The organism is Xenorhabdus khoisanae, from assembly GCF_001037465.1.
In the GTDB taxonomy this organism is placed as follows: domain Bacteria; phylum Pseudomonadota; class Gammaproteobacteria; order Enterobacterales; family Enterobacteriaceae; genus Xenorhabdus; species Xenorhabdus khoisanae.
The window spans coordinates 15,050-29,840 of record NZ_LFCV01000065.1 but is presented as its reverse complement, the minus strand read 5'-3'; the positions used below and the strand labels follow the sequence as shown (position 1 = coordinate 29,840).

Genomic DNA, 14,791 nt, shown 5'->3' with positions numbered 1-14,791 from the left:
GAATAAGAATAAATAAATAAATAAATAGAGGGAACGTTCCATATGACGCAGAGAAAAAATACACATTATTATACTGTGCTTTCTGGTGACTCTCGTGATAATCCCTTGGTTCATGCCGCAAACCCTCTGTTGAATAGTATCCCGCAGATCCGCCACGCCACAGAGCATCCAGACCCAATAGATTTACGGCAAAAATTGATCGATGAAATCCGGGGCTTTGAAGTGAAATGCCAACAAGCCAAACTTTCTTACGAAGTGATCATTGGAGCACGTTATTGCCTGTGTACCGCGCTGGATGAAGCTGCTGCACTAACACCCTGGGGAATTCGTAGTGTCTGGTCTGGCAGTGGACTACTGGTTACCTTCCACAATGAAACGTGGGGAGGTGAAAAGTTTTTCCAGCTATTAGCGACATTATCACAAAAACCAAAAGAAAATTTGTTTCTGCTGGAACTCATTAATTTTTGCCTACAACTTGGATTTGAGGGGCGTTATCGCATTATAGATAATGGACGCTCTCAACTGGAAACCCTGAAACAACGCCTATTCCAGTTGATTTATTCAGTCCGTGGAAACCATCCCCCAGAATTATCACCGACGTTAAAGAACACCACAGCCCCGAACAAACCCCGGCAATTCTCTTTCCCGATATGGGCCGGTGTAGCGATAGCAAGTTTTTTCGTTTGTATTTTGTATATTGGGTTGAACTGGCAATTAGGTGATCTCGCCAGCCCTGTATTAGCCACAATCTATCAAACCAATTTACCTAATGTGCCAGTTAATGATCGGATATTACCTGCTGTATCTGCTGTACCTGCCGTACCACCGACGTTGAATCTGCAAGAGACACTAAAGAATGAAAATGCCACAAGATTGCTGAGTGTGGTCGATTCGTTTGATAGAAGTATCATCACCTTGCAAGGTGATGGATTGTTCAAAACAGGTTCCACACACATTAACAGCTATTACTTGAGTGTAATCAAGAACATTGCTGAAACAATAAACAGTTTCAAGGGTGAAATTCTGGTTATTGGTTATACCGATGACGTTCCCATGTACAGCGCGAGTTTTTCATCCAACAATGCACTATCACTCGCCAGAGCCAAGGCAGTAAAAAGAGAACTTCAGAAATATCTGGATCAACCCGCACGTGTCAAAACGGAAGGAAGAGGAGCCAGTAACCCTTTAGTTCCAAACGATACGCCAAGTCATCGAGCTAAAAACAGACGAGTAGAAATCATACTGTTAGTTTCTCCTGTAAATTAGTTTCTCCTGTAAATCAGACGGAGTGAGAAAACTGAAACATGTTGAATGCCATTCTTTCCATTATTACCAGCCGATTAATGTGGAGTTTACTTGGAATAAGCGCCATCTCTTCCATTATCTGGTTTATTGGACCCATTATTTCCATTGGCAGCATAGTACCTTTTGCATCAAATCTGGTACGCATAATTACCATTGCTTCATTATTCCTTATTTGGATTTTAATTCAGTTAGTGCCCCGCCTTTATCGGGCATGGTTGGATAAAAAAAAATTATCCAGCCAATTGAATAAGGACAGTAAAGAAAACAAGGACAATGACGAAAGTGAACAGGCTCAATATACAACAACACTGTCAGAACGCTTTTCTAATGCTTCACGGCTCCTGAAAAATGCCTATTTTTATGGCCTGAATTCCAAATACAAACCGAGTTGGAGGCATTTCTTCAATCGACAATACTTATATCAATTACCATGGTATGTCGTTATCGGGGCGCCTCATTCAGGGAAATCTACAGCACTGGCAAATTCCGGCCTGCATTTCCCATTATCAGACCATTTCGAAAAATCGGCACTGTACAGCATGAAAGGAATTAATGACTGTAACTGGTGGTTCACGAATGACGCAGTTCTGCTGGATACGACGGGACGATATACCACACAAGATACGCAGCCAATACAAGACGCCAGTGAGTGGAAATGTTTCATTAAGCTGTTGAAACAATATCGTACACGCCAGCCTCTCAATGGCGTCATTATTACGGTCAGTGTGGAAGATTTGCTGAATTTACCCAAGGAAGCCCGCGAACGGCAGGCTTATATGTTACACAGGCGTTTAGCAGAATTACATGAACAACTTAAAATCCGGTTTCCGATTTATGTCATTGTCACGAAAACAGATTTATTAAAAGGATTTAATGCTTACTTTGCTCATTTTGACAAGGCTCAACACAATCAAATATGGGGATTTACTTTCCCGTGGAATAAAACCGACTGGAATATAAGCGATTTTTTTGAACAGCAATATTATCTGTTACAAAAAAGATTAGATGCAGAATTACCCAATATTTTACTGCAACAGAATATGCCTCGACACTGTGCCGAAAGTTATTTATTTCCACAAGAATTCGCCGCATTACGTCCATTAATTGGGCAATACCTTGAACTTGTATTCGCTAAATCTGGATTCGAAATTCCTTATTCTCCACGAGGGCTTTATTTTACCAGTGGAATACAAGAAGACGTGTCGTTTGATAAAGTCATGGAAAGGCTTAACCGTCATCTCCAATTACCAACAGATAATAATAGTAGCTCACTATCATGGAACAATAATCAGGCATGGCAGAATAATGAGGACTTTTTGCATCAGCCTCAAATTCATCAGGCTTATTTTCTGAAAAACTTATTGGGAAGTGTTTTTCAGGAAGCGGGATTAGCCAGTTACAACCGCTGGTGGGTATACCGCAGTTATCTGCTGAATGGGTTGGGTTATACGATTCTGGTTACGACTTTGGTGTTCATTATCACCTTATTTTTTACCAGTTATAGCAATAACAAAAATTACCTCATGGAAGTACAGGCTAAGATCCCCCCTATTCTTCGCCAGGGTGATGAGTTAAAACAACGTGCTGAGTTAAAAAAAGAAACCAATAATACCGATATTTATTCCCTGCTCCCTGTTTTGAATAATCTGGCTAATTTGGCGAAGAGCGAGAAATTTTCACTTGATAATCCCCCTCTATCCTACCGGATGGGGTTGTATTGTGGTGAACAGATTAGTGATGCAAGCAGGACTCTGTACACAAAAACATTAAATTTATTATTGTTGCCACAGATCGCACAGTTAATAACCGCTGAGATGCGCCAGGACAAAGGCAATAATATAGATGTAGATAGTGCATACAATACGCTGAAAGCGTATCAAATGTTATATCAGCCCAAGTATTATGACAGTAAATTTTTACGTAATTGGGTCATGCAATATTTGCAAACCCATTTGCAACCCGATATTTCCCAAGAGCAGTTGTATCAAATCGACGAACACCTTAAGCAACTGCTGGACAATCAAATTGTTACATCGCCCTATATCCGTGATAACCAACTGGCGGAACAAAAACAGGCTCAACTCAGCAGCATTCCACCCGCACAACGCATCTATACTCATTTGAAGTATAACTTGTTGAATAACGCTAACTTACCTTCGGTAAGCCTGATAACTCTTGCAGGCCCTCAAACTGAACTCGTTTTTTCGCGTATCAGTGGTACACCGATAACTCAGGGTATACCCGGAATGTTTACTCCAGCAGGTTATAAAACAGGTTTTGGCAAGGATCTCAACGCGCTTATCGATACGCTGTACAGCCAGGATAGCTGGATACTGGGGAAGTATGAAAGAAAACAACCTCCTAAAGAGATCGCATTTTTTGTACGCCAGTTTTATATCAATGATTATATTTATCAGTGGGATCAATTTCTGTCTGATATTCGCCTGAACAATATCACCAATATGGAACAGCGCGCCAACATGGCTCGCTTATTAGCTTCAAATCTTTCTCCCATGCGCCATCTGCTGATTAATATCAGTAAGAATGTCACCTTGGATGAAGGGCTGAACAATGGCAAGACGGATAAAATAGGCAATCTCGTCAATAATAACGCTAAATCATTAACAAAACTCGTCCCCAATCAACGGCTACCAGAAGATGAACAACCTACACCAGAACAAACATTAAGAGAGCATTTTGCACAAATCACTGCATTGGCAAAAATCTCTGATGGCAAAACCAAGAACATTCCTTTTGATAACATATTGAAAGAAATCAATGAATTATATGAATACCTAAATTCTGTACAAGATGCAGCTAATATAGGTATGCCTGCACCATCAAATAAAATCATTATGCAGCTACAGGCAACGGCTGAACTTCTACCCATACCGTTCAGAAATATGATTTTTTCATTGGCGATGGGTGCCAACAGTGATACGCAGCTCAGCGATATAAAGAATATCGGTAAGCATCTTAATGCAGAAGTCAGCAACTTCTGCAATCAGGCGATTGCCAACCGCTACCCGCTGACACACAGCGCCCGTAATGATATCAAGCCCGATGATATGGCACGAATGTTTGCTCCCGGCTCAGGCATAATGGACAGCTTTTTCCAGAAGAATCTTGTGGGAAAAGTGGATACCAGCCAACCAGACTGGCGTTTTATCTCAGTAGTGGACGGAAAAGTATCGCCGGAAAATAAAGACTTACTCAAACCATTTAAACAAGCCGAGATTATCCGCAATACCTTTTTTACGGGTGGAGCCACCGCGCCTTCATTCCAAATCATCGTGCGCACGGTTGATATGGATTACAACATATTAAGCATGATACTTGATGTAGACGGTCAGCAATTACAATATAGTCACGGCCCCCCAGTTTCACAGCGGTTCAATTGGCCCGGTCCCGGTAAAACAAATCAGGTTCGCATCCAATTGAATTTAGCAGACGGAACAACAGCCAGCTTAATGACTTCTGGTCCGTGGGCTTTAAACCGCCTGCTAGATTATGCGAAACCTTTTCTACAGCAACAAAACACCAGTAGCGATATGAGCCTGTCAGCAACATTCAACATCAATGGTCATCATATTTCATTGAAATTTATCCCAAACAGTATTTTTAGCCCATTTCAGCTACCCAATTTCACCTGCCCCAACTTAATAAATTCATAAAAATCGGTAGCGTATTTAATCATCAACATGAGCAGAAAATGACTATGAATATTGATGCCTTACTTAAGCCAGTCAGCACCGAATCACCCTGTGGAGAAGATTTGGAATACGATGTCGAATTTATGGAGTTAGAACAATCCTTGTTCGGAAAAGTAGAACAGCAATTTGGTGATATTACTATTCCAGCAGAACAGCCCAACTGGGCAGAAGTAGAAAAGCAGTCCATAAAATTATTGAGTCGTACTAAAGATTTGCGTGTCATCATAGCGCTGGCACAATCATGGTTAGAAATGCGGGGATTATGTGGTTATGCCGAAGGTATGGATTTGCTCAGGCAAACACTGGAGCGATATTGGGAAGAGGTCTGGCCAACACTGGAGTTTGAGGGAGAATATGATCCGTTGTTTCGCCTTAATATACTCGCTGCTATTGAAGATGATTCACCTCTCACCTTGCAAGTGAAGCGCTCCATTCTGCTGAAAAGCATTTCAAAAGAATTATCATTACAGGAAGTCTTTTCATTACTTGATGGAACAATATCTGAAATTAGTGGCTATACAGGTGGGCGCACTCGATTGGTGGAAGAACTAAAACAACTAGGTAATAATCCCGAAATTACAGCCGTAATCAGTATTCGCGATCACCTTATCGCCATACTGAACATTATTGGCAATAAATTATCAGCAATGTATGTACCTGAATTATCCGGTCTTTTAAAGAATTTAAATAAGGTGATTGAATTTTGTCCTTCACCAGTACTTCAATCAGCAACCAATATTTCTGACAAAGGAAAAACGCCGGATGCACTGACACCAATATCCCCCTTTTCAGAGCAGACAAATTCCCTATTAGCAGAAAATACGGAAAATAAGACATCAACGTATTGGAACGAAGTGGAAGCCAATAACCGTGATGAAGCACGCATGTTATTAGAGAAAGCCAAACACTATTTTCTTAAGTATGAACCCAGTCATCCTGCTCCGATGATGATTGCCCGCATTCAGCGGTTAATTGATCGTGATTTTGTTGATATTGTTCATGATCTTGCCCCAGATGGACTAAATCAACTCGAAATCATTTTTGGTCGTCCGGATAACTGAGACACAGATTAAAGTCAGCCTTTTCTACTCTTAATTCAAAATGCCTTATTAGCGACTCATTTCTTATTAACTTATTAACTTATTAACTTATTAAGCTGTCAAATTAATTAGCCAGTAATGGAGAATTTGCTATGAAATCCAGTGGACAAAAATTCATCGGGCAAAATCGTCCCCCACGTGTACAGATTGAATATGATGTTGAACTTTACGGTTCAGAACAGACAATTCAATTACCCTTTGTTATGGGGGTAATAGCGGATTTAGCCGGAAAATCGATAGAAGCCTTGCCTGAGGTCAGTGAACGCAGCTTTTTGGAAATTGATGCTGATAACTTTGATGAGCGCATGAAATCAATAAAACCCCGTGTTGCTTTTCAAGTGGATAATACATTGACAGGTGACGGACAGCTGAATGTCGTAATAGATTTTGAAAAAATGGAAGACTTTCAACCTGATGCCATTGCTAAAAAAGTGGAGCCGCTGGCTAAACTGTTGGAGGCACGAACTCAACTGGCAAACTTATTATCCTATATGGACGGTAAAAGCGGTGCAGAACAACTGATCTCCGAAATTCTGCAAAACCCGGCTCTGATGAAATCTCTGGCCGAAGCGCCAAAACCTTCAGAAAGTGCTACTGAAACAGAGAATGCCCCTGAAGAAGATACTGAAAATAAGGAGTCATAAATGAGCACAACTGAACAAGAAACTGAATTTCAGCAAGAGCAAGAACAGGTACCGAAAGAGTATACGCCTGATGAACTGAGTGTACTCCTGAATAAAGAATTTCGCCCCCAAAGTGATCAGACTCGCAATGCCGTTGAAAATGCGGTGAAAACGTTAGCTCAGCAGGCGCTGGAAAATACTGTCACGGTCTCCGGTGATACCTACCGTACCATTCAGGCCCTCATTGCCGAAATCGATAATAAATTATCGCAACAAATTAATCATATTCTGCACCATGACGAATTCCAGACTCTGGAAGGCGCCTGGCGCGGTCTGCATCATCTGGTCAATAATACTGAAACTGACGAAATGCTGAAAATCCGTGTGATGTGCATTTCCAAAAAAGAGTTGGGTAGCACGCTAAAACGTTTTAAAGGCGTCAGTTGGGATCAAAGCCCTATCTTTAAAAAGATCTATGAAGCAGAATATGGTCAGTTTGGTGGTGAACCATACGGGTGTCTGGTTGGTGATTACTATTTTGACCATACTGCGCCCGATGTTGAGCTTTTGCGTGAAATAGCACAGATTAGTGCAGCAGCCCACTGCCCATTTATTGCAGGTGCCGCACCAAGTGTATTGCAAATGGAATCCTGGCAAGAACTTTCTAACCCACGAGATCTGACCAAAGTTTTTCAAAATACGGAATATGCTCCTTGGAGTAATTTGCGTGACTCTGAAGATATTCGTTATCTGGGATTAGTGCTGCCACGTTTTCTCTCTCGTCTGCCTTATGGCAATAAAACCAATCCTGTGGATGATTTTAATTTCGAGGAAGATACTGAAGGCTCCACACACAATAACTACACTTGGGCCAATTCTGCTTATGCCATGGCGGTTAATATCAATCGTTCATTTAAAATGTATGGCTGGGGTACTGCTATCCGGGGCGTAGAATCCGGCGGACTGGTGGAGAATTTGCCTTGTTATACGTTCCCATCTGATGATGGGGGTATTGATATGAAATGCCCCACCGAAATTGCAATTAGTGATCGACGTGAAGCAGAATTAGCAAAAAATGGTTTTATTCCATTATTACATCGCAAGAATACAGATATGGCTGCATTTATTGGTGCGCAATCACTTCAAAAGCCTGCTGAATATTACGACCCTGATGCGACTGCCAATGCAAATCTTTCGGCTCGCTTACCTTATTTATTTGCCTGTTGTCGTTTTGCCCATTATCTGAAATGTATTGTGCGCGATAAAATAGGGACTTTTCAAGAACGCGATGATATGGAACGTTGGCTTAATCGCTGGATCATAAATTATGTTGATGGTGATCCTGTTAATTCTTCACAAATCGTTAAATCTAAAAAACCGCTGGCCAATGCAGAGGTTCAGGTAGAAGAAGTAGAGGGAAACCCGGGCTATTATCATGCGAAGTTCTTCTTGCGCCCTCATTATCAATTAGAAGGATTAACGGTTTCTCTGCGCTTAGTATCAAAACTTCCTTCATTGAAAGGAGGTTAAAATCAAATAGACTCTATAGCAATATTTGTTTTAAAAACTCTTTGTAATATCAACCGTGCATAATTGCAAAATATATATTAGTCATTTAATCGGAGTAAATTATGTCTGAGATTAATTATGGATACATTAAGTTTGAAGGTATTGATGGTGAATCCGGAGATGACAAACATAAAGACTGGACCGGTTTTGGCAACATTGGTATTCAAACTGCAAATCCAGCTAGTGTCGATGGGGTTTCAGGCCTCACTGCCGGTACACCAGTAATAGATTTAATCTTTATCGCATTCGAGCTAGAAAAAGCGTATATTGCAATGCGTAAACATCTGTTACAAGGAAAGCATATAAAAACAACGACAATAGAAATAATGAAAAGGGGAGAAGCAACCGATATAGTGTGGCAAAAAATTCTGCTGTCACAATCTCTTATTGTTCATAGTACCGTGGCTCTGAGTCGTGATAGTAGTTATTGTCAGATTGGAATAGACTACCAGCAATATGAAGAAACATACACAGGGCAAAAACCGGATGGTACAGCTGATGCAGCAATTCATCATGGTTATGATCGTTATGCTAACAAAGTTATTTGATTAATTTAAAGAGAAATTAATTATGAGCGAATTAACCTGTGGATATTTAGAAATAAAGGGTATTAAAGGTGAATCCAAACACACCAAATATATTGATTGGATGGCTGTTGTAACAATAGAACATACTATAACCAATCAAGCTAGTATTACTCAGAAAAAAGGTTTGTGCGCAGGAACACCTTTTATCGGTGAGTTAACAGTTCAAATATTGTATGATAAATCCAGTACGGCCTTACGTGATTATTTATTTAAGGGAAAACATGCTGAATCGGCTAAAGTCGAGATATTAAGATCATCCAGTGGAGATGAAGAAGAAGCATTCTATATATTCGATATGAAAAAAGTTTTTATTACGTTATGTAATACCTCTTATGATTCATATGGGAGTAATAATGATATTTTTATTAAGTTAGCTTTTGAAGAGTATACAGAAACTTATATTGGTCAGAAATTCGACGGCACTCCAGAAGCTGCTGTTACTTGTGGTTATAATATTGCTACTAAGAAAATTTCTTAATAAAGAAATAGTAAATAATATCTGTCAGCTATTTCAATAATAACCTCCCTATTTCAAAGGGAGGTTATTTTTCCCAACAATAGGCATCCATAATTATGCGATTCACCATTGTTAAAAATGCCGGAACAAACCGACCTCCACAACTCAGTTATGATTTCATACCACCTGGCGGTACTATTGGCCGTAGCACGGACAATAACTGGGTTTTACCCGATGAAGAACAGACCATAGCCCGTTTGCAGGCCATTGTTTCTATTTCTTCCGATGGCGAATGCCGCATGATTAATCGTGGTGCTGCTTCTGAGATTTCACTGAACACAATCCCAATGGCGACCGACCGCCAGATTGAAGTTTGTGATGGTGATATGCTGAATATTGGTGATTACCAAATTCAGGTTGTTAATATCAAACAAAGTGCGCCACCTCCGGCTACAACACGAATTATTAATACGACTGAACCTTCCGACAATAAACCGGCGGATATTCCTAATGAGGTCTGGGACGGATTGGAAAATATTTTCACTCCAGCAGCAACAGAGAGCGCACTAACGCAAGCGACACCATTGAGTGATGATAATCCGCTGATAAAACCCCAACAACATCAGGAACGTAATCCTATTGATCCACTGGAACAAATGGAGACAACAATCGACCTTAATAGCCTGCAATTCCGTGCCACCGATCCTATTGCAATGTTTAATCCTGATACCGATTTCCAACAAGAAAATATTCTGAATGACACCACGCCCAGCACGTTATTACAGCAAAGTAATCAATATGGTAATCAGAGCAATAAGCAGGAAATTGATCCTCTGGTACTATTTGCCAATAAGCATACTCAGGGGAATATTAAAAATAACGATCCCTTGAACTTAATGCTAGATAATGCTGAACCACTAACGCCTTTGGATAACGCAACAGAAGAAATAATCAAGAGTTCAGCAAAAAATCCATCAGACCCTGAACTTCATAATCAAAACGATTATCAAAATCCTGTTAATTATCCAGATAATTCTTTTCATCATGATAATAACAGTAAGAATGATGAAAGTGTCGGCGAACGCCTTAATATTGATCCCGTTACCTATAAACCCCATTCCCCGCATCCACACCAAACAGATGAAGTTAAATTAGAAGGTAAGTCTCTGGAAGCTTTATTAAATGGTATGGGACTCAATCATATTCAACAACCCCAGTTTGATGAACATAAAATGTATCAATTGGGGAAATTGGTCAGTCAGCTATCCCAAGGCATTATGGCGCTTAATGCTTCAAGAACCTTGTTAAAATACAAGACAGATGCAGACATGACCCAAGTTTTGGCCGATGCCAACAACCCGTTTAAACTGTTACCTTCAGGCCAGGCTGTGTTGGTTCAAATGTTTGGTAACCATATGCCTGGCTTTATGTCACCAGAACAAGCTACGCGGGATATTTTACTCGAACTCCAAGCCCATCAATTAGGTATGATCGCAGGGTTACGTACCATTACAGCAGATATCTTACAGTTATTCGATCCTAACGTTATTGAACAAAAAGCACGTAAAGAAGGTGGATTTCCTCGTTTATCCTTAACATCAACTTATAAAGCCTCTTTATGGGACTATTTCACTAAACAGTATCAGGAAATAGCGCATAAGCTTGATCAGGATTATGCTTTATTAGGGAAAAATTTTCTGCAAGCCTATGAGGCAGAAATACATCGATATAAATGTTCTCAAAATAAATCAAATAAATAAAAAAAGAATCAATGTTTCTCTTCTATAATTTTTTCGTCACCTCAACCAATATCACCCATAACCATAATGCCTAATAGGTGACTAATGAATGACAATATTACTTTGTTATATGGTGGTTATCATGCGAGAAAACCTCCGCGTATAACAGCCAGAGATAAAATGTTGCCTTCTTTACTTGACAGGCTCACAGATAACGACACTGCCAAGAAAAAAGAATCTGTCAGCAATTACCTATTATCACACAAAGCCCTGCGGCAAAATGTACTACGGGATTTGCAGTGGCTACTCAACAGCGTCAATCGAGAACCTAATCAAGATCTTTCCTCTTTCCCAGAAATACAACACTCTGTTTATAACTTCGGCATGGAACCACTGGCCGGTAGAAATATGTCTGATATCGAATGGTGTGATATTCAAAATAAGATTATTAATGCTATTCGCATTTTTGAACCACGCATCATTCCCGATAATCTTCAGGTAAATTGCATTTCCGATATAAATTCACTGTCACTATACAATGTATTATCCATCGAAATAAAAGGATTTTTGTGGTGTATTCCCTGGCCACTTGAATTTTTATTCCGCAGTGATATCGATCTGGAAAATGGTTATTTCATTATGAAAGAAACAGGATAAAAAACAGGAAAAATCATGGATAGCAAGTTACTGGAATATTACAACCGAGAGCTGGTGTATTTGCGTGAAATGGGAAAAGAATTTGCTGAACGCTATCCCAAAGTTGCTAACCGCCTGGGAATGCATGGCATTGATATCGCTGATCCCTATGTTGAGCGCTTGTTAGAAGGCTTCGCTTTCCTCACCGCCCGCATCCAGTTGAAAATGGATGCGGAATTTCAACATTTTTCCCAGCATTTATTGGAAATGCTGTATCCCAACTATTTGGCCCCCACTCCCTCAATGGCTATCACCGAACTCAAACCTGATATGAGTAAGGGGGATGTCAGCCACGGATTTTTGGTTCCCCGTGGAACTATCATGCTCTGCCAGACATTGAAGAAAGAGGGAATTACTTTTCAATATGCCACGACTCAAGACGTCGTTTTACAACCACTGAATTTACAAAAAGTGGAGCTTGGCAAGATCCCGGCCAACATTCCTCTTATGGGATTAAATCTTCATCAGTATGGTGCTGTCAGCGCACTGCGGGTCCGCTTTGCCTGTCAGGGGAAGTTTTTCCTTAACGAGCTGGATCTGAATACGCTGACTTTTTTTCTTTCAGGACCCGATATTCAATCCCAGAAATTGCTGGAATTGATTATGGAACATTCCGTTGGCATGGTATGTCAGACGCTGGGTGAAACTCCGCAGTATCAGGTATTGCCTGACATTTCACCGCATCACGAGGGCTTTGAAGATAATCAGGCAATGTTGCCTAATGACCCTCGTAATTTCAGTGGGTATCGCCAGGTTCAGGAATATTTTGCTTTTCCTGCACGTTTCCGTTTCTTCAGTATCCGTGGAATGCAATCTTTACTGGGACAAACAGAGAAAGAAAGCGAATTTGAACTCATTCTGCTTCTGGACAAAATCGATAGTGACTTAGAAAGTTTGGTCGATGCCTCTTATTTGGCACTGAACTGTACTCCCGTGATTAATCTTTTCCCGAAAGTGACTGAACGAGTCACTGTCGATGAGAGTACCAATGAGTATCATCTGGTTGTGGATAATATCCGTCCACTGGATTACGAAATTTTTTCTGTACAAAATTTATACGGCGCTGATGAAAACCACAATGAAGAACGCATATTTCGCCCTTTTTGGTCAACGAACAGTGGTGACAAAAGCAATTATGGTGCGTATTTCACCCTGCGCCGCGATCCCCGCATTTTGTCTGAACATGCTCATCACTACGGAACCCGTACCAGCTATATCGGTACAGAAACATTCATCTCAATTGTCGATGAACACCATTCTCCATGGCCTAACGCACTAAAATATTTAAGTGCCGATGTTATGTGTACCAACCGTGATTTACCTGCGATGTTGCGACAACAAGATATCGATAGTTTTGCTATGCTGGATTCCATACCTATTCATCAAATCGTGTTTCTTAAAAGGCCAACCATTCCACATCCTGCTTTGGCAGAAGGCTCTATATCATGGAATTTAATTAGCCAACTTCAAATTAATTATTTGAATTTTATGGATAAAGATAAAAAGGAAAGTATTCAGGTACTACAGCAATTATTAAGCCTATATGCCACGCTTGCTGAACCCGCAGTGACACGTCAAATCAATGGAATACGCCGTTGCTCGCTAAAAGAAATCTATCGTCGGACGACTGAGCCGGGACCAATTGTCTTCGCCCGAGGTGTCAGTATTAAACTTGAAGTGGATGAGCAAGAATTTGCAGGAACCAGCCCATGGCTTCTGGGCAGCGTGCTGGAAAAATTATTTTCGCGTCTGGTAACCATGAACTCATTTATAGAAATGACACTGCATAGCCAGCAACGCGGGCAGATCGGTTTCTGGCCTGCTCGTATAGGCAGCAAGAAATTGCTATGAGCATGATACATATAAAAAACATGAAGACGGATATCATTACCATCCATCGTATATGTCGCTTACCACATACTTTTTGGCAACAACTGACTCAAGCACCGTGGAAATTCGATTTATTCCAGACTCTGCGTCGAATAGATGCCCAATCTGGAGAATATTATCGGCTGGGAACGGCTCCGTTACCACGCTATGAACCTCTGCGTCTGGGACAAAAAGCTTCAATGGTATTCGCTCCTTCGACGATTTCAGACGTTCAACAGCGGGAAAATTCGAAATTGTATGACATTCTCATTTACAGTTTCGGGTTATTTGGTCCCAATGGACCATTACCCCTGCATTTAACCGAATATGCCTATTCACGGGAGTATAATTATCACGATTCAACGTTAAGTTCCTTTGCCAATTTATTCCATCATCGACTCACACTCCTGTTCTATCGGGCCTGGGCCAACGCACAACCAGTTTCATCTTTGGACAGGCAGGATAATCAGAAATTCTGCCATTATTTGGCCTGTCTGATAGGTACGGGATTACCCGCCCAGCAGGAGCTTGATGCTCTCAGTAGTAACACTATCAATGACACTATCAAAAGCCACGCTCGTTACTCGCTGGCGGGTCATCTTTCCCGCCAAGGGCATAGTGCGGAAGGGTTGGAAAAAATTCTGCTCTTTTATTTCAAAGTCCCTGTCAGAATCATCCAAAATATTCCACAATGGCTGAAAATAGACACTCAGGATCAGGCCCGGTTGAAAGCGGGACGTCATATGCCCAGTTTAGGCAAATCTGCCTTTCTGGGCATCGCAGCATACGATATTCAACATAAATTCCGCATTGAGCTGGGACCATTAACCAAATCAGAATATGACATGTTTCTGCCCGGACAACCTAAAGCGCAGCAATTACGTGATTGGGTATATCAATATCTGGGTATTGAATATGTATGGGATATCAGGCTAGTCCTTGATAAATCAGCCATAACAGAAATGCGTCTGTCAAAAACAATAAAATTGGGCCTGAATAGCTGGATTGGACAAGTTACCCAATCAGCTCACTATGATGATTTAATCTATAACCCAGAATCCCCCCGGAACGAATTCTAATCTATTTACCTCTGGTTAACTTTTGCCCCTGGTTAACTTTTACCTCTGGTTAAC

At 40.8% G+C, this 14,791-nt stretch carries 11 protein-coding genes; all 11 read left to right on the top strand.

Annotated elements, in window-relative coordinates:
* Positions 1-42 precede the first annotated feature (42 nt).
* Positions 43-1,266 (top strand): DotU family type VI secretion system protein, encoded by a 1,224-nt coding sequence (locus AB204_RS10845; RefSeq protein ID WP_047963389.1) that lies wholly within the window; start codon positions 43-45, stop codon positions 1,264-1,266.
* Between the two features lie 38 nt (positions 1,267-1,304).
* Positions 1,305-4,979 (top strand): type VI secretion system membrane subunit TssM, encoded by a 3,675-nt coding sequence (gene tssM / locus AB204_RS10840; RefSeq protein WP_047963388.1) that lies wholly within the window; start codon positions 1,305-1,307, stop codon positions 4,977-4,979.
* 44 nt (positions 4,980-5,023) lie between these two features.
* Positions 5,024-6,079, top strand: a complete 1,056-nt coding sequence (gene tssA, locus AB204_RS10835; RefSeq protein ID WP_047963400.1) for a type VI secretion system protein TssA — start codon at positions 5,024-5,026, stop codon at positions 6,077-6,079.
* Positions 6,080-6,210: 131 nt separating this feature from the next.
* Positions 6,211-6,762 carry a type VI secretion system contractile sheath small subunit gene (tssB, locus tag AB204_RS10830; protein ID WP_047963387.1) on the top strand — a complete coding sequence of 184 codons (552 nt, stop codon included), beginning with the start codon at positions 6,211-6,213 and terminating at the stop codon, positions 6,760-6,762.
* On the top strand, positions 6,763-8,271 hold the full coding sequence (gene tssC / locus AB204_RS10825; RefSeq protein ID WP_047963386.1) for a type VI secretion system contractile sheath large subunit: 1,509 nt from the start codon (positions 6,763-6,765) through the stop codon (positions 8,269-8,271). It begins immediately after the preceding gene.
* Between the two features lie 101 nt (positions 8,272-8,372).
* The gene (locus AB204_RS10820; RefSeq protein WP_047963385.1) at positions 8,373-8,858 is read left to right on the top strand and encodes a type VI secretion system tube protein Hcp; all 486 of its coding nucleotides are present in this window, start codon (positions 8,373-8,375) and stop codon (positions 8,856-8,858) included.
* A 22-nt stretch (positions 8,859-8,880) separates the two neighbouring features.
* Entirely contained in the window at positions 8,881-9,375 is a 495-nt protein-coding gene (locus tag AB204_RS10815) for an Hcp family type VI secretion system effector (protein ID WP_047963384.1), read from the top strand.
* 95 nt (positions 9,376-9,470) lie between these two features.
* Positions 9,471-11,114, top strand: coding sequence for a type VI secretion system-associated FHA domain protein TagH (tagH, locus tag AB204_RS10810; RefSeq protein ID WP_235428069.1), 1,644 nt, complete (start codon positions 9,471-9,473; stop codon positions 11,112-11,114).
* An 84-nt stretch (positions 11,115-11,198) separates the two neighbouring features.
* Positions 11,199-11,750, top strand: a complete 552-nt coding sequence (locus AB204_RS10805) for a type VI secretion system baseplate subunit TssE (protein WP_047963382.1) — start codon at positions 11,199-11,201, stop codon at positions 11,748-11,750.
* Positions 11,751-11,765: 15 nt separating this feature from the next.
* Positions 11,766-13,640: a type VI secretion system baseplate subunit TssF gene (tssF, locus tag AB204_RS10800; protein WP_047963381.1), complete on the top strand. Its 1,875-nt coding sequence runs from the start codon at positions 11,766-11,768 to the stop codon at positions 13,638-13,640.
* 2 nt (positions 13,641-13,642) lie between these two features.
* Entirely contained in the window at positions 13,643-14,737 is a 1,095-nt protein-coding gene (gene tssG / locus AB204_RS10795; RefSeq protein WP_235428071.1) for a type VI secretion system baseplate subunit TssG, read from the top strand.
* The last annotated feature ends 54 nt before the right edge of the window (positions 14,738-14,791 follow it).

Excerpts from the sequence above, each read along its gene's own strand:
- AB204_RS10815 (WP_047963384.1), top strand. The coding sequence starts at position 8,881 with ATGAGCGAATTAACCTGTGGATATTTAGAAATAAAGGGTATTAAAGGT.
- tssF (WP_047963381.1), top strand. The coding sequence starts at position 11,766 with ATGGATAGCAAGTTACTGGAATATTACAACCGAGAGCTGGTGTATTTG.
- tssG (WP_235428071.1), top strand. The coding sequence starts at position 13,643 with ATGATACATATAAAAAACATGAAGACGGATATCATTACCATCCATCGT.
- tssB (WP_047963387.1), top strand. The coding sequence starts at position 6,211 with ATGAAATCCAGTGGACAAAAATTCATCGGGCAAAATCGTCCCCCACGT.
- AB204_RS10820 (WP_047963385.1), top strand. The coding sequence starts at position 8,373 with ATGTCTGAGATTAATTATGGATACATTAAGTTTGAAGGTATTGATGGT.
- tssA (WP_047963400.1), top strand. The coding sequence starts at position 5,024 with ATGAATATTGATGCCTTACTTAAGCCAGTCAGCACCGAATCACCCTGT.
- tssM (WP_047963388.1), top strand. The coding sequence starts at position 1,305 with ATGTTGAATGCCATTCTTTCCATTATTACCAGCCGATTAATGTGGAGT.
- AB204_RS10805 (WP_047963382.1), top strand. The coding sequence starts at position 11,199 with ATGAATGACAATATTACTTTGTTATATGGTGGTTATCATGCGAGAAAA.
- tssC (WP_047963386.1), top strand. The coding sequence starts at position 6,763 with ATGAGCACAACTGAACAAGAAACTGAATTTCAGCAAGAGCAAGAACAG.
- AB204_RS10845 (WP_047963389.1), top strand. The coding sequence starts at position 43 with ATGACGCAGAGAAAAAATACACATTATTATACTGTGCTTTCTGGTGAC.
- tagH (WP_235428069.1), top strand. The coding sequence starts at position 9,471 with ATGCGATTCACCATTGTTAAAAATGCCGGAACAAACCGACCTCCACAA.